Genomic DNA, 20,059 nt, shown 5'->3' with positions numbered 1-20,059 from the left:
AGTTCTTCCTCGGCCATGCCTCTTGCGGCACTATCCCTTTCGCTCAGTTCTTCCTCGGATCTGCCTCTTGCGGCACTATCCCCTTCGCTCAGTTTCTCCTCGGACCTACCTCTTGCGGCACTATCCCTTTCGCTCAGTTCTTCCTTGGCCCTGCCGCTTGCGGCACTATCCCTTTCGCTCAGTTCTTCCTCGGATCTGCCTCTTGCGGCACTATCCCCTTCGCTCAGTTTCTCCTCGGACCTGCCTCTTGCGGCACTATCCCTTTCGCTCAGTTCTTCCTTGGCCCTGCCGCTTGCGGCACTATCCCTTTCGCTCAGTTCTTCCTCAGCCCTGCCTCTTGCGGTACTATCCCCTTCGCTCAGTTTCTCCTCGGACCTGCCTCTTGCGGCACTATCCCTTTCGCTCAGTTCTTCCTTGGCCCTGCCGCTTGCGGCACTATCCCTTTCGCTCAGTTCCTCCTCGGACCTACCTCTTGCAGCACTATCCCTTCTCCTCAGTTATCCAGACTCATGGGGATAATACTCATAGGCGAGCATTCCTCGCACCTCACACCCCTGAGCCTATGGGATAGTGGTCATAGGCAAGCTTTCCCCGCATCTCACACCCCTGAGCCTATGGGATAGTGGCCATAAGGCGAGCATTCCCCTGCATCTCACACCCTGAGCCAATGGGATAGTGGTCATAGGCGGGCATTCCTCGCATCTCACACCCTGAGCCTATGAGATAGTGGTCATAGGCGGACATTGCTCACATCTCACACCCTGAGCCAATGGGATAGTGGTCATAGGCGGACATTGCTCACATCTCACACCCTGAGCCAATGGGATAGTAGGCATAAAGCGGCCCGCACTGAGTTCTCCACCCCAATATGTCAGTCTCCTTCAAGTAGCGAGCCCTAGCACGTTATCCTTCCACATTGACATAAGTATCGCGTGGTTGACTCGTTATAAACTGGCTTGGTTCACCTAAAGTGAAGATGCACAATTCATGCATCGCCCGTGTGCAAGCCGTGTAAAACAGCTTGCGCTCATTCACACGGCCGTACTGATGATGGGAACCATCATAGATGAGTACGGCATCGAATTCGACCCCCTTCGCAAGATACGAAGGGATGACGAGGACGCCCGGCTCAAAGGTCGGGCTGTCTTTGGTGATAAGCCCCGGCGCTGCCTGCAGCAGGGGCGTAAGGGCTTGATGCGCGAGCGCACTCTCGCTCGCGGTTTTGGTTATGATCGCGATTGAGGCATAGCCCTCCCCGAGCAGCCGGTTCACCTCGGCTGCGAGTCCGCTATGCAGCGATCCGCGATCGCTGGCGACCACCACCCGCGGCAAGGCGCCGTCGCGGGTGAATGGCTTTATGGCATCGCCGCCCGGCACGATGCCGCGGGTGAACTCCACGATCTCGCGCGTGGAGCGATAACTGCGGAACAAACGGATCACTTCCGTTTGTTCCGGCCCGTACAGGGCGGCGATCGGATCGATTTCGCTGTACGCGGAAGCGTGCGAGAAGATCGCCTGGTTGAGGTCGCCCAGCGCTGTCATGCGGCTGCGTGGAAAGAGCCGTTTCAGATAGGCCAACTGAAATGGAGAGTAGTCCTGCGCTTCGTCGATGATGACGTGACGCACGGAGGCGTTCGTCCGGAAGCCGAGAACGGCTTCCATCATGTAAAGAAACGGCGTCGTGTCCTCGTACGGCAGTCTGGCATGCGCCAACTCCTCCAACGTCCGCTTGCAGATTTGCGGCCAGAAGGCCGGCATATCCGCCATCTCCGTTGTTGCTTCCACTTCCACTCTCGCTTCTGCTGCTGCATCTGCTTCCGCTCCTGCTTCTGTTCCTCCATCTACTCCTACTCTTGCTCCTGCTCCTACTCCTAGTCCTGTTCCTACTGCTCCCCCTTCTACTGCCTCTGCTTCCACTCCATCCTCCGCCCGAAGCCCGAAAAGCTGCCCGTACAGCCCGACCAGATCCACGAACTCAAGCCGCTTGACTGCGCTTCGTACGGGTTTTAAGTGCTCCTTCATGACGACTTGGGCCAGCAGATGTCTTTCCTGCTCATAATCATCGAATGAGGCGTTGAGGCCGCCTTCCATTTTGCGGAGCTTCATGTATGCTTTGTGATATTCTTCGTTGCTGAGAAGCTCGATCTCCTCATCGATCCAGGGTTCTTCCATCTCCTGCTCGGCAAAGCTTTCCAACTGCTCCACAATCCATCCTTTCATCAATTCCAAACGGTTCGGCAGTCTAATCGACGGATCGTAGCTATAGAAACGTGCTGTCAGGCGATCTGCGCCCAGCACTTCCTTCTCCCGAAACCGAATAGGGTGAAACCGCATGCCGGCATGCTCCAAACGCTTTTTATAGGCTTCAATAACCTCCAGAAACGATGTGGAAGACTTATATTGTATTCCGCTTATCCTGGCTGCGTATGCCTCCTCCAGCAACTCCGGAGCCCCTTCGTAGTCAGCCCGCTCTTGCCCCTGCGTCAATACGTATTCCAGCTGCATGTACGCGTCTTCCACGTCGAACATAGCGCCCAGCCGGTGCTCCAGATAGGCTTGATAGGTCGTTTGCTGCATGTTCTCCTCCCCTAACTCCGGGAGTACGTTAGATACGTAATGGTTGAACAGCGGATTGGGTGAAAACAAAACCATCTGATCGGCACTGAGCGTTTCCCGATGTTTGTAGAGCAGGTAGGCCACTCTTTGCAGTGCCGCCGATGTTTTGCCGCTGCCGGCAGCGCCTTGCACGATCAGCATACGGGCTTGATCGTTGCGGATAATCCGGTTCTGCTCGCTTTGGATCGTAGCGACAATGGTTTTCATGTGCGCATCGGAGCTTTTGGAGAGCACCTGCTTCAGCAGCTCATCTCCAATGGTCACGCCGGTATCGAACATGAGACGTATTTGCCCGTCGCGGATGACGTACTGCCGCTTCAGCTCCATGCGGCCCTCAACGGTGCCCCCCGGTGTCGTAAACGCAACCTCTCCCGGCGCATAGTCGTAATACAAGCTCGAGATAGGTGCTCGCCAATCATACACGAGATACAGTCCCTCCTCCTCATCCAGAAAAGAAGCAATGCCCAAGTAGACCGCCTCCGCCGTCTGATCTCCCCGCTCGATAAAATCAATACGGCCAAAATAAGGCGAACTCACCAGCCGCTTCAAATTACCCAATGTCTTAGATGCTTGACGGTGCGTACGTTCCCGTTCAGCCAGCACCTCCGATTGCTGCCTCATGCTAGCAATGGATTCCATCGCATCTTCCGTCGTACTCATATCCATCGTCACTTCGTCCCAATAATGCTTGCGAATTTCTACGACATCGGATTGAACGAGACCGACCTGCTCCGTAAGTTCTGTTATTTTGACACTCATTTGTGCTGTTACTTCTTCCACTCTTCGCTTTTCTGCCGCCCAATCCTGATCTGTCAGACTCATAACAACGCCTCTTTTCTCGCCAAATGAATTGCGGTTTGACATTGATCTTGTCTTCATGCTATAATTATATTAGGATAATAATGTTATTTATCCTAAATATTGTATCACTCTATATCTTAGCAGATTAATCGCCCATAATCAATAAACCCTAGGTCACTTTTCTGACCTAGGGTTTTCTGTATGCTTATCCTGTTTGCCCAGTAATTATGTTACCTTCTTAACAATTATGCAGCTCGCGAATCCTCTGCACCGTTCGGATATGATGCAGCGCGTGGCCTGCCATCATCTTCAACAGTTTCGCCACTGTTTCCTCGCGATCTTGAGTGATCACCGAGCGCTGTAAGGCGTCCGGCAAATGCTCGCACAAGCCCAGGATATGCTCCCGCATAGCTCGGAACAGCAGGAGCTCTGCACGGATCGGCCTGTTGCGGTAATCAAGCCCTGCGCACCAGTCGTCCTGGGAGAAGCTGTTGCCTTGGAACGAACGGCCTGGCTCAGCCAGGGCATATTTCACTTTATGCATGGCGACTTGCTCCAAGTCCACCACATGCAGCACATGCTCGCGTATCGTCCACTTACCCGGTTCGATGGATAAGCCCAACTGCCCGGCCGTCAAGCCGGCTACCACACGTTCCAGCTCTCCCGGTCCGTCTGCATACATAGCTGCTATTTCCTCATCCGTTGCGGCAAGTTCTTCCCAATACACCCATGTATACCCGTTGAGATCCGGTACGATTAGTTTGCGAATATGGCCGGGATCTTCTTCTTTTTTTAGCTCCCCGAAGTCCTTGTCTAGCAGGTCTCGCTCCACTTCGTTAACAGAAGGAACGCCCAGGTAGATCAAGTCGCCGGGCTTCGGAGCGGTATATTTAGGCAGCAGCCAGCTCCCGGCCGGTTGACCGCGTTCGATTAATACCGCTCGATAATCGTTAAGGATATGCATCAGCGCCGCATGGCCGGCCGCCCCGGTTTCCAACAGTGTCCAGCCAAGCCGGGCTGTATAATAAGCTATCGACGCTTGCAGGTCGTCCACTTGCAAAAGCAGTCTCGCCCCTTCATGACCCAATGCGATCCCTCCCACAAAAAAAAGCGCTCCGTCATCCATTCGACGGAGCGCATCCAAATCCTACTTCTTGGCCGCTTGGTAGGCCTCGATATATTGGGCAGCCTTCTTAGCGACAAGGCTGTAATTGCCGGTTTTGACCGCTTCGCTGGTCAAATCGGAGCCGATGCCGACGGCTACGGCGCCGGCTTGGATCCATTCGCCGAGGTTGCTCAGCGAGACCCCGCCGGTTGGCATAATGTTCGCCTGCGGCAGCGGACCTTTAATGGCTTTAATCATCGCCGGGGAATAGAGGTTACCCGGGAACAGCTTCACGATATCGACGCCAAGCTCCAGCGCCGTTTGAATTTCCTGGATCGTCATGCACCCTGGCATGACGGGCACGCGGTAACGGTTGCACAGTGCAACCGTGCCGGGGTTCAGCGACGGGCCGACGACGAACTCGGCACCGCTCAGAATCGCAGCACGCGCTGTTTCCGGGTCGAGGGCCGTGCCCACGCCGATGATCGCGTATTTGGATGCGTCCTGCGTAGTGCTCGAGTAGCGCTTCGCAAGCTCCTCGATGGCGCGCAGCGCGAATGGCACCGTCATTGTGACCTCGATGACTTTGATGCCCCCTGCAATGGCTTGATTCGCCATTTCTACGACTTCTTCCGGCGTTTCGCCACGGAGGACGGCTACGACGCCTTCATTTGATATTTGCTGAACAAGTTTCAATTTCTTCAACGGAATCTTCTCCTTCTTTTGCAAGCATGCATTTAGCGTTCTATATGTTTAACATCGTTAAGAATGGCATCCACTTGCTCCCAAGTAGGAGCGCCTTCCCAGTCGCCCTCGGTTTGCACGATCAGAGAGCCTACCAGATTGCCGATACGCACCGCTTCGGTGTACTCGTATCCTTTGGACAAGCCTACCAGAAACCCTGCACAAAAGCCATCTCCTGCGCCAACCGTATCGACCACTTGCTCCGCCTTGAAATAAGGGACGGCCGTGACGGCGTCCTTCGTGACGACATACGTTTCGGTCTCTCCGCCTTTGACTATGGAGATTGCCGACAGCTCACGCAGCTTGCTTACGATCACATCCCAGTCTTCCGTCTGGTACAGAAGCTTCAGCTCATCCAGCCCCGGCAGGAAAATATCGCACAGGCCGGCCAACTCCAGCAGCACAGGTCGCGCTTCGTCGATGCTCCATAGCTTCAGCCGCAGATTAGGGTCAAAGCTGACTTTGACGCCATGCTTGCGGGCGATGCGGACGGCTTCGAAAGCGGCCTCTTTGCAAGATTCGCTTAACGCCGGCGTGATGCCTGTCAGGTGCAGCATCTTCGCTCCGGCGATATAGGTCTCGTCCAGGTGCTGCACGCTCATACGGCTGGCGGCCGAATTTTTGCGGTAATAGTAGACGGACGTTTTGCCCATGATGACTTCGCGCATCATCAGGCCTGTGGGAGCTTCCGCCGTCAATTCAGCGCGGGAGACGTCGACGCCTTCGCCGCGGATTTTTTTGTAAATCAGACGGCCCATCGGATCTTTGCCTAGACGTCCGAACCAGCCCGCGCTGCCGCCCAGACGGGAGATACCGATCGCCACGTTGCTTTCCGCGCCGCCGAATAAACTGTGAAGCTCGGATGAATACTCGAGCCCCTTCCCGTTAGATGGCATGAGCAGCGCCATTGTTTCTCCGAAAGTGATAATGTCAGGTGACGCTAGCGATTGAGCTTGTGTGTTCATTGTCATGAATAGTCTCCATCCATTCTCTGAATGTTAATTGAAACGTTTAAACTATGATTATACCTCATATTATAGTGCATTAACGCCCTATTGCCAACAAAAAAGAGCCGCCATCGCGGCTCCTCCTGTCACTATCTAAAACCCGGTCGCTTGCGCTTGCGCCAGCTCCTGCCGCAGCTCATCATGGATATGTCCATTCGTTGCCAGCACATTGCGCACGGCCAAATTGTATGGCCTTCCTTCCGTATCCGTCACTTGGCCGCCGGACTCCTGAATCAATAAGGCTCCCGCCGCGATATCCCAAGCGTTCAGGCCAACTTCCCAGAAGCCGCTCAGTCTGCCTGTCGCGACATAAGCCAGATGCAAGGCTGCCGAACCGGCTACGCGCAGGTTGCGCACTTTGGGCGCCAGCGCCTGCACGCCCTTCAGGTTAATCGGCAGAGCCCCGTTGCGGTCAGCCGGGAACCCTGTTGCCACCAGAGAGCTCGACAATCGGTCTTCCTCGGATACGAGCGCCCTTTTGCCGTGCATGTAAGCCCCTTTGCCTTTCTCGGCAACGAACAGTTCGTCACGGGAAGGGTCATACACGACGCCTACAATGATCTCGCCTTTGTGAGCCAGTGCGATCGAGACGGAGAAGAACGGAAAGCCGTGAACGAAGTTGGTCGTGCCGTCAATCGGATCCACGATCCAGAGGTATTCCTCTTCGATCATCGCTTGCAGCGCCCTTGCCGAAGCTTCCGGTCCCGGTTCTACGCCCTCTTCCCCCAGAATCGAATGATTAGGGAAATGCGTCATAATCAAATTGCGGATAAGCTTCTCAGAGCCCTTATCCACTTCCGTCACCAGGTCCTGCGGTGAGTATTTCGTGTCGATGCGATTGATATCTCCCATCTTGCTCTTAATCCATTCACCTGCTTTGGCCGCCGTGTTAATAGCCACTGCCGTGAAGCTTTTACTCCCGATTACATAAGGTTCCGCGCCACTATTTGACATTTATATCAACTCTTTCTTATTAATTGAATTTATAAGTAAATTAAGTATAGTAAATTATACGTTTGTAATACTAGTACGTTTCATCCCAAAATATTCGTACAATCATACATATCGCAAAAATAAAAATCCGCACTGCCGGCTTAGGGCAATACGGACCGTTTCTTATATCAACGAATCTTATTAAACGCCGACGATATGGTATCCGCCGTCCACATAAATCACTTCGCCCGTGATGCCGCGGGACAGGTTGCTCATTAAGAACATCGCCGTGTCGCCTACTTCGGCTGTTTCGGTCGTTTTGCGCAGCGGGGCTTTCTCTTCCACTTGACGCAGGATGGAGTTGAAATCTTTGATGCCTTTGGCAGCCAGCGTACGGATCGGCCCTGCGGAAATGCCGTTCACGCGAATGCCGAATTGGCCGAGATCAGCCGCCAGGTAGCGTACGGAAGCTTCCAATGCCGCTTTGGCCACGCCCATGACGTTGTAGTTCTTCATCGCGCGTTCTGCGCCGAGGTAGGTCATCGTCATGATGCTGCCGCCTTCCGTCATCAGCGGATAAATGCGCTTGGACACCGCGACGAGCGAGTACGCGGAGATGTCGTGCGCCAAGGCGAAACCATCGCGGGAGGTGTCGACGAACAAGCCGTCCAGCTCTTCCGTTCTGGCAAAAGCAATGCTATGTACAAGTCCATGAACAACGCCGAGCTTGTCCTTCAGCGTCTCAGCCAGCGTGTCGATCTCGGCATCCACCGTAACGTTGCAAGGCATCAGCGTAGCACCAGGGATCGTGTCGGCCAGCTTGCGCACGCGTTCCTCAACGCGCTCGTTCTCATACGTAAACACCAGATTAGCGCCTTGTGCCGCTAAGGATTGCGCAATCGCCCATGCGATGCTGCGGTCGTTGGCAACACCCATGACAAGTATATTTTTTCCTGCTAACAGTTGACTCATGGTCGCGGAAAACCCCTCTCAACATTGGATTATGCGTACTATTACCCATTCTCCAAAGTACCCCATTTTGCCAAACAATTCAAGAAATAAATACGGAATCGCTACAGCTCGACGGATGCTTGGTCCCTGACCGTGACTCCTTCCTGGAGCTTGAAGTCCTCCATGAGGCGAAATAGCGCTTCGTCCTTCATTTTGGCTTCGATCATGATGTCCAATCTCGGTGTTGTCGGCGCTATGGCGCGGAGGAATGTCATCAGGGGACCGATCTCAACATAATCGGCATGGCTTCTCGGGTCGGATTCGCTCTTGGGACTGGAAATGTGTATTTTGGGCGGAAGCGCCTCTTCAGGCGAAGACAGGCTGATCTCCGGTCTTAACCACGTGCGCTGAATGCGCGGCCACATCTCGGCGGCGTCCTCTCCCTCGTTATTGACGGCGTGGTGATGCACGTCCAGAACCATGGGCACTCCGACGGTTTCCGCAATCTCCAGCGTCTCTCCGGCGGTGAACGTCTTATCATCATTCTCGAGCGTAATTCTGTGCCGGATCTCGGGACGGAGCGCTGCGAAATTCTGAATAAACCGTTTCGCGGCCTTCTGCTTATCCCCGTACGAACCCCCGACATGAATGTTGTACATGGCTTCAGGGCCGAACCCCATCGCGTCCAGCATCGCATTATGCCGCTCCAGATCGGCGACGGACTTCTGCAGTACATCGGCCTTCGGCGTACTAAGCACGGTGAAGTGGTCCGGGTGAAAGCTCACGCGCATGCCCCACTGTCTGGCGTAGGCGCCAAGCTCTTCGAATTCGGCGGAGAGCACGGGTATCGGATCCCAGTCTCCGAGCATCTCATGCCCGATAAGGGGAATGAACCTGGAGGAGAAGCGGAAAACCATGATGTCATGCGCCCGGTTATGCCGCAGCAGCCGGAGCGTATTATGAAGGTTTTCCGCGCCTATGCGCTCCAGCTTCCGTATCGCGGCCTCACGGTCCGCCAGCTTGCTGAAGTTGGTGGCTGTCATTGTTTTGGACGGCGAGGCGTTCTTGACGACCGTCGACATCGCCACATACCCGAGGCGAATCATCATGCCTGTGAACCTCCAAGAAGTCATGGTAAAAAATACTGTCTTAGGTTACCCAGGGTTCAGAAGCGCCATACCTTGAAGGTTCGCTTCCTTCACGCGGTTAGCGCCATGATGATCTTGAAGCTGCAAAAAGCCGCGACGCCGATCGGCAAAGGGCTTAGCGCCAGCATCCCCAGCATGGTTCCGCGGTCCTCTTTGCGCAGGATGATTATATTCCCGATCAACCATACAAGAATATATAGGATTAAGGCTGCCGCGGCGACATACTTATCCTGCGTCGAAGATGGCGACATGAAGCCGTAAAAGCCAAATATCAGAAAGATGACGACATAGGGCGTCGGGATACCGAAAAGGATATTAAAAAGCCAGTAGGCGCGAAATTTTCTCAATACACTCATTCCTTCCGTGTTGCTAAATGCATCTACAGACTATTGTAGCTCTGCCGGACCGGGAGAATAAGTACTAACTTCTTGTAGTACCGCTTGCAGTACCACGGTATAAAAAAGACACCGTCCATCCGGACGATGTCTTCTTCTATTAAGCTTGCTCTCCGAAAAACATTTCGTGGGCGAGCTTCGTTTGGACGGTTGCCTCTTCTTCCGTCAGCCGGCGAACCAGCTCCATCTCCACCTGCGTCACTTCTTCGCCTTGGAAGTTGATTTCCGCGATGGAGGCCAGAATTTTGACAATTGCGATCGCCTGATTGTCAGGGGTATACGCAATCACCTTCTGCCCTGTCGGGAAGACGCGGAAACCGCTTTTGACCATTTTGCCGCGGCCGTATTCCAACAGCTCGAACAACTCCTGCGCGGACTTGAATTTACAGACCGAATTGAATTCCGTTTGAAATCCCATGAGCATCTACTCCACATCAAAAGTATATTGGATATTTTGCTTCGCCGTATGCCGGTCAATAGCCAGACGAATCAGATCGTCCAGCAGCTCTGCGTAGGGTTTGCCCGATTCCTGCCATAACAGCGGGTACATACTGAAAGGCGTAAAGCCAGGCATCGTATTGATTTCGTTGATATAAACCTTCTGATCGGCTTTGCCCAGGAAGAAGTCAACACGGGATAAGCCGCTGCCGTCGATCGCCTGGAAAGCTTTAATCGCCAGCTCTCTGATGCGCTCTGATATCTCCGTCGGAATCTCCGCCGGAATGACCATCGCCGATTTGCCGTCTACATATTTCGCTTTGTAATCGTAGAATTCGTTCGAGGACACGATTTCACCGGCAACGGAAGCTTGCGGCTCGTCATTGCCAAGAACAGCGACTTCGATCTCCCGGGCATCGATATTTTCTTCAATAATCACCTTGCGGTCGTATTGGAAGGCGAAATTAACCGCCCGAATAAGCTCCTCTTGATTTCTAGCTTTGGAAATTCCAACGCTGGAGCCCAGGTTCGCCGGCTTTACGAAGCAAGGGTAGCCGATCGCCGTCTCGAGTTCAACGAGGTGATAGGCACGATTTCTCTCCCACTCCGCCCGTGTGAAATGACGGAAAATACATTGCGGAAGCCCTTCTTGCGCAAAGATCTTCTTCATCATGACTTTATCCATGCCCACGGCGGAAGCAAGCACCCCTGCTCCTACGTAAGGAACGTTCGCCATTTCCAATAATCCTTGGATCGTCCCGTCTTCGCCGAACGTACCGTGCAGCAGCGGGAAAATCACATCCAACCCTGCATCTTTCGTTCCAGCCTGCGCCGCTGCAGCGATTGCGACATCGCCTTTTTGCTGGACAGCGCCGAAAATAGGTGCCAAAGCATTAGAAACAGGTGCGTTGGCAGCATCTCCGCTGCTGAAGGTCAGCACCTCTTTCGATGTTATGGGAGCGAGTAGTGGAGCGCCGCTTCTCCATTCGCCACTTTTGGAGATATAAAACGGGATCACTTCATATTTCGTGAAGTCCACGGCTTTCATAACGGCCATAGCTGTCTGCAAGGACACGTCATGCTCTCCTGATTTCCCCCCATAGATGAGTCCAACCTTAATTTTGCCGCTCATTGCGTACCTCCGTCTAGTCGTTCTATTCCTTCATTCTTCATTAAAAACAGATCACATTTCATCAGCAACCCGAACGAAAACGTACTTGGTGCGCTCCGTCCAGGCAGGCGAATCTTTATAAGCCCAATAACGATTGCGGCTGTTATAGGTGTGCGCGTTGACGAGCGGCATGCCGTTGGCATCCTTGCCCGTCACAATTACATTGTGCTGGTACCGGCCATCGCCGTCCCAGTCATAAGAGATCGTGTCGCCCGGCTCAAGCTCGCGGGGGTCTTCGACAGCATGGCCCTGCAGCCCTTTGCGGCTGTGCGCGAGAAAGCTTTGCAAGCTGTTGGCGACCGCCCAGGAGAAGCTCCAGAGCTCTTGATTGCCTCTTCGGCCCGCATACCACCAGCCCAAATCCCTTTTCCCAGTATAGTCCATTGGAGCCCCGCCTGCAAAGAGGCATTGCGAGACAAAATTCGTGCAATCGACTTCAAATTCCTCATACTTCGGATTGGGCGTTTGCCACCACGTTTCCGCATATTGGACGGCTTTGGGACGGTTATAAATGATTTTGCGGGAAACGAATTCCTGAGCTCCGCTATTGAGTATACTATGGTTGATATACGGGAGGGACGGCGCCCTCCGGACCCCCTCCGATAATTGTTCCTGCTCAGGCAAAAAGACGCCCCGCTTGCCCGGGAACGATCGTTCCCCTTGCAGGGACTCCGTCGTTCTAACGAGCCAACGATTCGCCGTACTGTCGATGACGACGCGTTCCGACTCCATCCGCTCTTCGAGATGCGCAGCCGATCCGATCCGGTAGTGCAGCTGCCGGTGAAGCTGGATGTCCGCTATGATCCCATACGCGGTTTCCCGGACACCGGTGAGACGCAGCTTGGTCTCTCCTCGCAGCAGCTTGGCATCGCGTTCCCGAAAGCTTTCCAGGAGCCTGCGGGCCCTGATATCCTGCTTTCTTACAGAAGCGCTATCTGAGATATAGGCTTCTAGCGGCGCTGCGGAGCCTTCGAGCTCCGCTTGATTTTTGGCATGAACATAATGATAGAGCGCTGTTTTCCAGGACATCGGGGTAACCCTCCCAAAAAGTTTTTTTGCATGACAAAATGGCTGCGCAGTCGCTTGCTGGATAGGAATCATTCATTTATGGAAATTACGCTATGCGGCAAAATAACTGTTATCGTAGGACGAGCCCGATTTGCTTTGAATTGATTCAATATATGACATTTAAACGGTAAAAATGATTGAAATAAATCTTTACTCAATCACAGCGAAACGCTATACTTGAGATAGGGGATTAATGAAATTGGGTTTCACTAGATGAAACGCAATGGATGAAGATATTTAAAGGAGGAATAACCCATGTCCAATAAGGACACTTTTTCTGTGCGTAAGCAGTTAACTGTTGGAACGAAATCATTCCAGTACTACAGTCTTCCTGACTTCGAAAGCCAAGGTCACGGAACGATCAGCAATCTTCCTGTTTCCATTCGCGTATTGCTCGAAGCTGCGATCCGTCAATTCGACGGCCGCGCGATTACAAGCGACCACGTCAAACAAATCGCTGGCTGGGCTGAAGGCCGCGATGACAACAAAGAAATTCCTTTCATTCCAGCTCGTATCGTTCTTCAGGACTTCACAGGCGTTCCTGTCGTCGTTGACCTTGCGGCAATGCGTGCGACAATGGCTCGTGAAGGCGGAGACCCTAAACGGATCAACCCGCTTGTTCCTGTAGACCTTGTTATCGACCACTCTGTCATGGTTGACGCTTTCGGATCCCCGGATGCGCTCGACACGAACATTAACTTAGAATTCGAAAGAAACGAAGAGCGTTACCGTTTCCTTCGTTGGGCGCAAACTGCGTTCGATAATTTCCGTGCGGTTCCTCCGTCAACAGGTATTGTTCACCAAGTAAACTTGGAGTACTTGGCATCTGTTGCAGCTACCAAAACAATCGACGGCGAAACTGTCGTATATCCGGATTCCTTGGTTGGTACGGACTCCCATACAACGATGATCAACGGTCTTGGCGTTGTAGGTTGGGGCGTCGGCGGTATCGAAGCTGAAGCCGGTATGCTTGGCCAACCGTTGTACTTCGTTGCACCGGACGTTGTAGGTTTCAAATTGACTGGCCACTTGGCAGAAGGCGCTACGGCAACGGACTTGGCTCTGACTGTAACGCAAATTTTGCGTAAAAAAGGCGTAGTCGGCAAATTCGTCGAGTTCTTCGGTCCTGGTCTGAGCAACATCTCCCTGGCTGACCGTGCAACTGTAGCGAACATGGCTCCTGAGTACGGCGCAACCATCGGCTTCTTCCCAGTTGACCAAGAAACGCTGAACTACCTCAGAGGCACTGGCCGCGACGAAGAGCAAATCGCCCTCGTAGAAGCTTATTACAAAGCGCAAGGCATGTTCCGTACGGACGCTACGCCAGATCCTGTGTTCACGGATGTCCTTGAGCTTGATCTCGGTTCCGTCGTACCAAGCTTGGCTGGTCCTAAGCGTCCGCAAGACCGCGTTGAGCTTACGAACATGAAGGAGTCCTTCAACTCCATCATCCGTACGCCAATCGACAAAGGCGGATACGGTCTGTCTGAAGAGAAAATCAACGAGCAAGTCGATGTGGTCTATCCGAACGGCGATACTGTGAAAATGACGACAGGTTCCGTTGTTATCGCAGCGATCACTTCCTGTACGAACACATCCAACCCAAGCGTTATGCTGGGTGCAGGTCTTGTGGCGAAGAAAGCCGTAGCTCGCGGTTTGAGAAAACCGGCATTCGTGAAAAGCTCCCTGACACCTGGTTCCTTGGTTGTTACCGAGTACCTGGTGAAAGCAGGCTTGCTTGAGCCGCTGGAAGCTCTGGGCTTCCACGTTGCAGGTTACGGCTGCGCAACTTGTATCGGTAACTCCGGTCCGCTTCCGGATGAAGTTAGCAAAGCGATCGCTGACAACGATATGACGGTAGCTGCTGTTATTTCCGGTAACCGTAACTTCGAAGGCCGCGTTCATGCTCAAGTGAAAGCGAACTACCTGGGATCCCCTCCACTCGTTGTTGCCTATGCTCTTGCAGGTACAGTGAACATTGATTTGGCTAACGATCCGATCGGCTACGACCAAAGCAATCAACCAGTTTACCTCAAAGACATCTGGCCAACGAACCAAGAGATTCAAGAAGCTCTTGGCGTAGCGATGAGCGCAGACATGTTCCGCGACAAATACAGCAACGTATTCCGTGCGAATGAGCGTTTCAACCAAATCGCTATTCCGGAAGGCGACCTGTACGAGTTCGACACGAACTCCACTTACATTCAAGAGCCTCCTTTCTTCACGGATCTGGGTACGGTTCTGGATGATATCGCTGATATCCGCGGCGCGAAAACTTTGGCACTCATGGGCGATTCCGTTACAACGGACCACATCTCCCCTGCAGGTAACATCAAAGTTGACAGCCCGGCTGGCAAATACTTGATCGATCATGGTGTAAAAAGAGAAGACTTCAACTCCTACGGTTCCCGCCGCGGTAACCACGAAGTGATGATGCGCGGAACGTTCGCGAACATCCGTATTCGTAACCAAGTGGCACCAGGAACAGAAGGCGGCGTAACGACTTACCTGCCAACTGGCGAAGTGGAGTCCATCTACGATGCATCCATGAAATATCAAGAGAACGGCCAGAACCTCGTCGTTATCGCTGGTAAAGAGTACGGAACCGGAAGCTCCCGTGACTGGGCGGCAAAAGGTACGTTCCTGCTCGGCGTGAAAGCCGTTATCGCTGAAAGCTTCGAGCGTATTCACCGCAGTAACCTTGTCGGTATGGGCGTTCTTCCGCTGCAGTTCCTTGACGGAACTAGCTGGAAAACACTCGGTATCACAGGCCGCGAAACGTTCGATATCACAGGTCTGAGCAACGACGTTCAACCAGGTTCGACTGTAAAAGTAACGGCAACTCGCGAAGACGGAACAACTTTCGACTTCAACGTGCTTGTTCGTCTGGACAGCTTGGTTGATGTGGACTACTACCGTAACGGCGGTATTCTGCAAACTGTTCTTCGCCAAATTTTGGCTGAGAAGAACTAATAGCATAAGGATAACCGACAGGGCGATTCGCTCTGTCGGTTTTTTTGCGTTTGGGCGGGCGGCCGCGGCCTGCATACATAACAAGTGTAGCAGCGGCTCTCTGCCTCGGTGCGGTTCAGCAAGCTCAACTGCTGCATGTCAGTTTCGGTACAACACCAATCCGAACTCGAACTCTCATCCGCTTTCGCGAGAATTGCCGAGCTCTCTTCGGCTAGGCTGCCGTAAATGGAAATACTCCAGCTATTCCATCGATTCTTCGGCTCCTGAGGCTAATAGCGGGAATAACTCCAGTTAAAATAACTGTTGAAACGGCTAGCACGCCACTTTTCTCAGAATTAACTGGAGTATTTCCCGTTATCATGCCCACAGGGGCCCTATCTCGCTGAATTAACTGGAGGAATTCCTGTTACGGCTTGCTCGAGAGGAGGTTTGCCCCGTTTCAGTACCGCGGCGGTGGAATCCTGCAAAAACGCCAAGCGTCAAATGGAACCTCAGGGGCGTATTTCCACTCCCCCATCCATACGGACAGATTGCTTTCGGCCCCCCAGACTTCCATCCATTCCCAAAAGAAGTGTTAACGCGCGAGAATGAATCCGCTTTCAAAAAGTCCGATAAACCCAGTCGTACCGCATGTTTGGGACACATTTCCAATAAATGTGGGTTGAGCCCCCTACAATCCCGTGCCTATAATTAGGAAAGCGAAAGGAGAGATGATGATGAAATCATTACAAAGGTTCATCCTCGTCATGCTGTTCGCGGCAATTGGTGTTACTTCTGCACTTGGCAGTTATACGCAAACCACCTACGCGGCAACAGCGGTTTTAAAACGAGGAAGCCAAAATGGGGATGTATGGGATCTTCAATTCCGTCTGAAAATGCTCGGCTACTATTCCAAGCCGATGGATGGCATATATGGGGAAAGCACGACGCAAGCTGTTCGAAATTTCCAAAGCAACTACGGATTAACGCCGGATGGCATTACCGGTTTAGATACATGGAACGCCCTGTACGACTTCTCGGCGAACCGGGCAGAGCTTGATATTCTCGCGAAACTCATCTATAGCGAAGCACGCGGGGAATCTTATGAAGGGCAAGTTGCCGTCGGCGCCGTTATTATGAACCGGCTTCAATCTTCACAGTTTCCGAATACGATTACGGAAATCGCTTTTCAACCTGGTGCCTTTACCGCGGTCGACGATGGCCAGTATTGGCTAACGCCGGACAGAACCGCTTACCTGGCAGCCCAGGACGCTGTGAGAGGCTGGGATCCGACCAAAGGCGCTCTGTACTACTTCAACCCGCAAACAGCGACAAGCTCGTGGATCTGGTCGCGTCCGCAGACCGTGCAGATCGGGAATCATATTTTCGCGAAATAAGCCATCACATCAGCAATCCCCCCAAACCCCAAACAAAGAGGCAGCCTGATCTTCGGATCAGTGCAGCCTCTTTTCTTCGTCAGAGCCCTCCATGGCTGAGGAGGAAGCCGCAGAGTCGGGGTTGGAGCTTGGGCTGGACCTTGGATTGGGGCCGGGGCTGGAGCTTGGGCCGAGGCTTGGGCCGAGGCTTGGGCTGAGGCCGGGACCGGAGCCTGCTTGCGGATCACCATCCGCATACCAAGGATTGAAATGCACGAGCACCTCATCCACCTCGGAATGAGCGCTCATAATTTTGTGCTTGATCAGACGGGAAATATCATGCCCTTCCTGAATCGTCAGCCTGCCGGGGACGCCGAGTCTGGCATCGACCAGGATATAGTGACCGTGCTCGCGTGCCCGCAAACGGTCGATGCGCTTAATCTCCGGGACGGACCGAATCTGCGTCTCATACTGCCGGATTTGCTCCATATTCACGCTGCGCTCCATTAGAATATCGAACGATTCTCGGCCCATTTCGTACGCCAGCTTCAGCACCAGGAAGGACACGATAATCCCGGCGACAGGATCCCCGTAAGCCAGGAACCCATACCCCCAGCGGTCGCCGATCAGCGCTAAGCCAATCCCGACCGAAGCAGCGATGGAGGCATACACATCGGCCAAATGATCGTAAGCCGTGGCGATTAATCCTTTGCTGTTAAGGCGGCGGCCGACGCGCATGGTGTACACATAAAGGATTTGCTTGGAGATGAGCGATATGAGAGCCGCGATAAATGCAATCAAATGCGCCTCGCCCGCAGGCTCGAAAAGCGCATGAATCGAATGATACCCCATATAAATCGCAGCCCCGGCCAAAATGATCGCCACGATGAAGGCGCCGAGCACCTCGGCTTTCCCGTGGCCGTAGGGATGCTCGACATCCGCCGGCTTATTCGATACGCGCATGGAGCTGTACGCCGTCGCCGTCGCGATGACGTCTCCGGCATTGTGAATGCCGTCAGCGACAAGCACCTGGCTGTTGAACAAAAGGCCTACCGCAATCTTGATCGCTGTAAGCACAATATTGCTGGCGAGACTGATCCAGATCGCCAGCATCGAGGCGGTCTTCTTCATACGCGCCACTCCCTTCCGTCTTCTAGTATGAGCCTCCGGGAAGCAAAAAATCCCCTATCCATGACCCGGATAGGGGTGATTCTGCAACGATGCTGCCCTAACGCAGCATCGTGCCCATGCGCCGCGCCGCCTCCATAATAAGAGGCGCCTGCGCTTGCATTTCCTCCAGCGTCAGCCGGTTCGCTGGACCGGAAACCGCGAGAGCGGCGACAAGCCGGCCGCCGTGGTCCAAGATCGGTGCGGCCACCGCCGCCGCACCGGGCTCGCGCTCTTCCACGCTCGTAGCGAAGCCGGCGCGTTTCGTTTCGCTGAGCTGCAGCAGGAACGCCTGCTGGTCAAGCCCGGCCGGCCAATCGGCCGAGGCCAGCAGCTGCTGCTGCAGCGAGGGTTCCGCGAAGGCGACGAGCACCTTGCTCGAGGCGCCGACGTAGAGCGGCATTCGCGCCCCGACAGGGGCGACGCGGCGAATGGCGTGCGTGCTCTGCACGGCTTGGATGCGAATCCGCTCCAGGCCGTCCTGCACATACAACGAGATCGTCTCTCCGAGGAGATCGCGCAGCCGTTCCATTTCCGGCAGCAGGATGATGCCGGGGTCGCCCTCCTTGGAGAGGTTGGCGGACAGCTCCCATAGACGATAACCGAGCCGGTACTTATCCGTGGCGGCGTCGCGCATCACGAAGCCCTTGCCTTCCAGCGAAGCCAAGAGGCGGTGCACCGTACTTTTATGTAACTCCACACGGCTTGCAATCTCCGTCAATGTCAGCTCGGTCGCCCCGGTAAAACAGAGCATAATATCTAAAGCACGCTCAACTGCACGTACGGTCAGCTTGCTATCTTCCATGACTACCACCACTTTCACTGTATGTTTCCAGCCATGTAAACCCATATGATGTTTCACTATATGAAACCCAGTTATATCTAGTATAACCAAACTACATACGGGCGTAAAGGTCAAACATCTGTTTCTTCCATTGTTACAGAACGATTACAAGGGCTTTACATTTCCCGCACCCTCATTGACTTGAAAGCGCATTCAGAATAAGATAAAGATAATACATTACTTATCTGAATTTTTAGATAATTTTAACATTCTCCCGATATCACCCCAGAGCAGCTGATTTAACCACACTAATTCTATGGAGGGAGGGTGCTGCGATGCCATCAACATCACTATCCCCTGGCTCAATTCAACCTACATTAGATCAGGTCGTTACCCGTCCGATTGTACGCAAAAGAAGGCTGATTCTCACCATCCTGATCTCAATCTTAACCTTATGCATGTCGCTGCTGCTTGCCTTTCATGCCTATATTGCGTGGACGCTGGCGCGGCCGCATATCGATCCGCTGCATTCCGATCCGATGCGAGCTGTCGGGCTTCCGTACAGCAGTATCACGTTCCCTAGCTTGAACGGCACTTCCCATTTGGACGGTTGGTTCATTCCAGCCCAATCCAATAAGACCGTCATTTTCTCCCACGGTTACGGAGGCAATCGCGAAGAGCTATGGGTTCCGCTCTACAATTTGGCCCGCGAGCTTCATATGCAGAGCTATAATGTGCTCATGTTCGATTACGGCTATGTCCAGCCGGGCAACGAACGGATCATGACCGGCGGCATCCAGGAATCACAAGAGCTGCTGGGCGCCATCCAATATGTGAAACACTTATCCGACGGACCGATCTATATCTGGGGCTTCTCCATGGGAGCAGGAACTGCGCTTCAAGCCGCTCTCCAACAAGGATCCGATATTTCAGGGATGATTCTGGACAGCACCTTCATGCTGAATCCGGATACGCTCTATCACAATATGAAGCAAGTCGTGAACGTACCGAAATTCCCGTCTCTCCCGCTCGTTCGCTTATTCTTTCCGCTATTGAACGGCGTGAGCTTGCGCGAAGTTCCGTATAAGAAGGTGACATCAACCGATTACTCCATGCCCATCTATTTCATTCATGGGACCGAGGATTCCAAGGCTCCTTACGAAATGGTAGAGGACATTTTCAAAGTACAGCATGATGCGCAGTCGAAGCTGTGGATCATTCCCAAAGCGCAGCATGAGCTGCTGTACCGCGCAGAACCGAAGAAATATGTAAGCACGACGCTCAGCTTCCTGAACGGGTTATCGACGCCAGCCCCGGCTGCCGTCCATTCATCCGGTATTCCCTCCTCCCTATAAAATCGACCCCTTGCGGGGTCGATATTTTTTTTGCGGACATCCGATTCC

16 protein-coding genes are annotated in these 20,059 nt (G+C 53.4%); 3 read left to right on the top strand and 13 right to left on the bottom strand.

Translation table 11 applies throughout. The annotated features are described in order from the left end of the window. Nucleotides 1-903: 903 nt before the first annotated feature. From helD to PUT07_RS28860, 11 genes are all read right to left on the bottom strand, one after another. On the bottom strand, nucleotides 904-3,438 hold the full coding sequence (helD, locus tag PUT07_RS28910; RefSeq protein ID WP_274472257.1) for an RNA polymerase recycling motor HelD: 2,535 nt from the start codon (nucleotides 3,436-3,438) through the stop codon (nucleotides 904-906). 217 nt (nucleotides 3,439-3,655) lie between these two features. Continuing rightward, complete coding sequence (locus PUT07_RS28905) at nucleotides 3,656-4,504, bottom strand: DinB family protein (protein ID WP_274472256.1); 849 nt, start codon at nucleotides 4,502-4,504, stop codon at nucleotides 3,656-3,658. 60 nt (nucleotides 4,505-4,564) lie between these two features. After that, a complete protein-coding gene (locus PUT07_RS28900) occupies nucleotides 4,565-5,227 on the bottom strand; it encodes a bifunctional 2-keto-4-hydroxyglutarate aldolase/2-keto-3-deoxy-6-phosphogluconate aldolase (RefSeq protein WP_274472255.1) in 663 nt (220 codons plus the stop codon). A gap of 32 nt (nucleotides 5,228-5,259) precedes the next feature. Next, nucleotides 5,260-6,237, bottom strand: a complete 978-nt coding sequence (locus tag PUT07_RS28895; RefSeq protein ID WP_274472254.1) for a sugar kinase — start codon at nucleotides 6,235-6,237, stop codon at nucleotides 5,260-5,262. A 129-nt stretch (nucleotides 6,238-6,366) separates the two neighbouring features. Continuing rightward, the gene (locus PUT07_RS28890) at nucleotides 6,367-7,227 is read right to left on the bottom strand and encodes an inositol monophosphatase family protein (RefSeq protein ID WP_274472253.1); all 861 of its coding nucleotides are present in this window, start codon (nucleotides 7,225-7,227) and stop codon (nucleotides 6,367-6,369) included. 180 nt (nucleotides 7,228-7,407) lie between these two features. After that, nucleotides 7,408-8,178, bottom strand: coding sequence for an enoyl-ACP reductase FabI (fabI, locus tag PUT07_RS28885; RefSeq protein ID WP_274472252.1), 771 nt, complete (start codon nucleotides 8,176-8,178; stop codon nucleotides 7,408-7,410). Between the two features lie 101 nt (nucleotides 8,179-8,279). Beyond that, nucleotides 8,280-9,266 (bottom strand): UV DNA damage repair endonuclease UvsE, encoded by a 987-nt coding sequence (gene uvsE / locus PUT07_RS28880; RefSeq protein ID WP_274472251.1) that lies wholly within the window; start codon nucleotides 9,264-9,266, stop codon nucleotides 8,280-8,282. An 89-nt stretch (nucleotides 9,267-9,355) separates the two neighbouring features. Beyond that, the gene (locus PUT07_RS28875; RefSeq protein WP_274472250.1) at nucleotides 9,356-9,652 is read right to left on the bottom strand and encodes a hypothetical protein; all 297 of its coding nucleotides are present in this window, start codon (nucleotides 9,650-9,652) and stop codon (nucleotides 9,356-9,358) included. A gap of 148 nt (nucleotides 9,653-9,800) precedes the next feature. After that, the gene (locus PUT07_RS28870; protein ID WP_274472249.1) at nucleotides 9,801-10,118 is read right to left on the bottom strand and encodes a hypothetical protein; all 318 of its coding nucleotides are present in this window, start codon (nucleotides 10,116-10,118) and stop codon (nucleotides 9,801-9,803) included. 6 nt (nucleotides 10,119-10,124) lie between these two features. Next, complete coding sequence (locus PUT07_RS28865) at nucleotides 10,125-11,270, bottom strand: D-alanine--D-alanine ligase (RefSeq protein ID WP_274472248.1); 1,146 nt, start codon at nucleotides 11,268-11,270, stop codon at nucleotides 10,125-10,127. 51 nt (nucleotides 11,271-11,321) lie between these two features. Then, a complete protein-coding gene (locus PUT07_RS28860; RefSeq protein WP_274472247.1) occupies nucleotides 11,322-12,338 on the bottom strand; it encodes an amidase domain-containing protein in 1,017 nt (338 codons plus the stop codon). 294 nt (nucleotides 12,339-12,632) lie between these two features. On the opposite strand from PUT07_RS28860, the gene acnA reads away from it, so the two are divergent. Both acnA and sleB read left to right on the top strand, forming a co-directional pair. Continuing rightward, complete coding sequence (gene acnA, locus PUT07_RS28855) at nucleotides 12,633-15,350, top strand: aconitate hydratase AcnA (RefSeq protein WP_274472246.1); 2,718 nt, start codon at nucleotides 12,633-12,635, stop codon at nucleotides 15,348-15,350. A gap of 716 nt (nucleotides 15,351-16,066) precedes the next feature. Beyond that, a complete protein-coding gene (sleB, locus tag PUT07_RS28850) occupies nucleotides 16,067-16,726 on the top strand; it encodes a spore cortex-lytic enzyme (protein ID WP_274472245.1) in 660 nt (219 codons plus the stop codon). A gap of 57 nt (nucleotides 16,727-16,783) precedes the next feature. On the opposite strand, the gene PUT07_RS28845 is transcribed toward sleB, so the two are convergent. Both PUT07_RS28845 and PUT07_RS28840 read right to left on the bottom strand, forming a co-directional pair. Next, complete coding sequence (locus PUT07_RS28845; RefSeq protein WP_274472244.1) at nucleotides 16,784-17,836, bottom strand: cation diffusion facilitator family transporter; 1,053 nt, start codon at nucleotides 17,834-17,836, stop codon at nucleotides 16,784-16,786. A 97-nt stretch (nucleotides 17,837-17,933) separates the two neighbouring features. Further along, nucleotides 17,934-18,677, bottom strand: a complete 744-nt coding sequence (locus PUT07_RS28840; protein WP_274472285.1) for an IclR family transcriptional regulator — start codon at nucleotides 18,675-18,677, stop codon at nucleotides 17,934-17,936. Nucleotides 18,678-18,991: 314 nt separating this feature from the next. Between PUT07_RS28840 and PUT07_RS28835 the strand changes: the two genes are divergently transcribed. Continuing rightward, on the top strand, nucleotides 18,992-20,011 hold the full coding sequence (locus PUT07_RS28835; RefSeq protein WP_274472243.1) for an alpha/beta hydrolase: 1,020 nt from the start codon (nucleotides 18,992-18,994) through the stop codon (nucleotides 20,009-20,011). The last annotated feature ends 48 nt before the right edge of the window (nucleotides 20,012-20,059 follow it).

This window comes from Paenibacillus sp. MAHUQ-63 (genome assembly GCF_028765165.1).
Lineage (GTDB): Bacteria > Bacillota > Bacilli > Paenibacillales > NBRC-103111 > Paenibacillus_E.
The sequence above is the reverse complement of the archived record's forward strand: the minus strand, read 5'-3'. Positions and strand labels throughout refer to the sequence as shown.

Coding starts and splice junctions, on each gene's coding strand:
- helD (WP_274472257.1), bottom strand. CDS start 3,438: ATGAGTCTGACAGATCAGGATTGGGCGGCAGAAAAGCGAAGAGTGGAA.
- PUT07_RS28895 (WP_274472254.1), bottom strand. CDS start 6,237: ATGACAATGAACACACAAGCTCAATCGCTAGCGTCACCTGACATTATC.
- PUT07_RS28890 (WP_274472253.1), bottom strand. CDS start 7,227: ATGTCAAATAGTGGCGCGGAACCTTATGTAATCGGGAGTAAAAGCTTC.
- fabI (WP_274472252.1), bottom strand. CDS start 8,178: ATGAGTCAACTGTTAGCAGGAAAAAATATACTTGTCATGGGTGTTGCC.
- uvsE (WP_274472251.1), bottom strand. CDS start 9,266: ATGATGATTCGCCTCGGGTATGTGGCGATGTCGACGGTCGTCAAGAAC.
- PUT07_RS28870 (WP_274472249.1), bottom strand. CDS start 10,118: ATGGGATTTCAAACGGAATTCAATTCGGTCTGTAAATTCAAGTCCGCG.
- PUT07_RS28865 (WP_274472248.1), bottom strand. CDS start 11,270: ATGAGCGGCAAAATTAAGGTTGGACTCATCTATGGGGGGAAATCAGGA.
- PUT07_RS28860 (WP_274472247.1), bottom strand. CDS start 12,338: ATGTCCTGGAAAACAGCGCTCTATCATTATGTTCATGCCAAAAATCAA.
- acnA (WP_274472246.1), top strand. CDS start 12,633: ATGTCCAATAAGGACACTTTTTCTGTGCGTAAGCAGTTAACTGTTGGA.
- sleB (WP_274472245.1), top strand. CDS start 16,067: ATGAAATCATTACAAAGGTTCATCCTCGTCATGCTGTTCGCGGCAATT.
- PUT07_RS28845 (WP_274472244.1), bottom strand. CDS start 17,836: ATGAAGAAGACCGCCTCGATGCTGGCGATCTGGATCAGTCTCGCCAGC.
- PUT07_RS28840 (WP_274472285.1), bottom strand. CDS start 18,677: ATGGAAGATAGCAAGCTGACCGTACGTGCAGTTGAGCGTGCTTTAGAT.
- PUT07_RS28835 (WP_274472243.1), top strand. CDS start 18,992: ATGCCATCAACATCACTATCCCCTGGCTCAATTCAACCTACATTAGAT.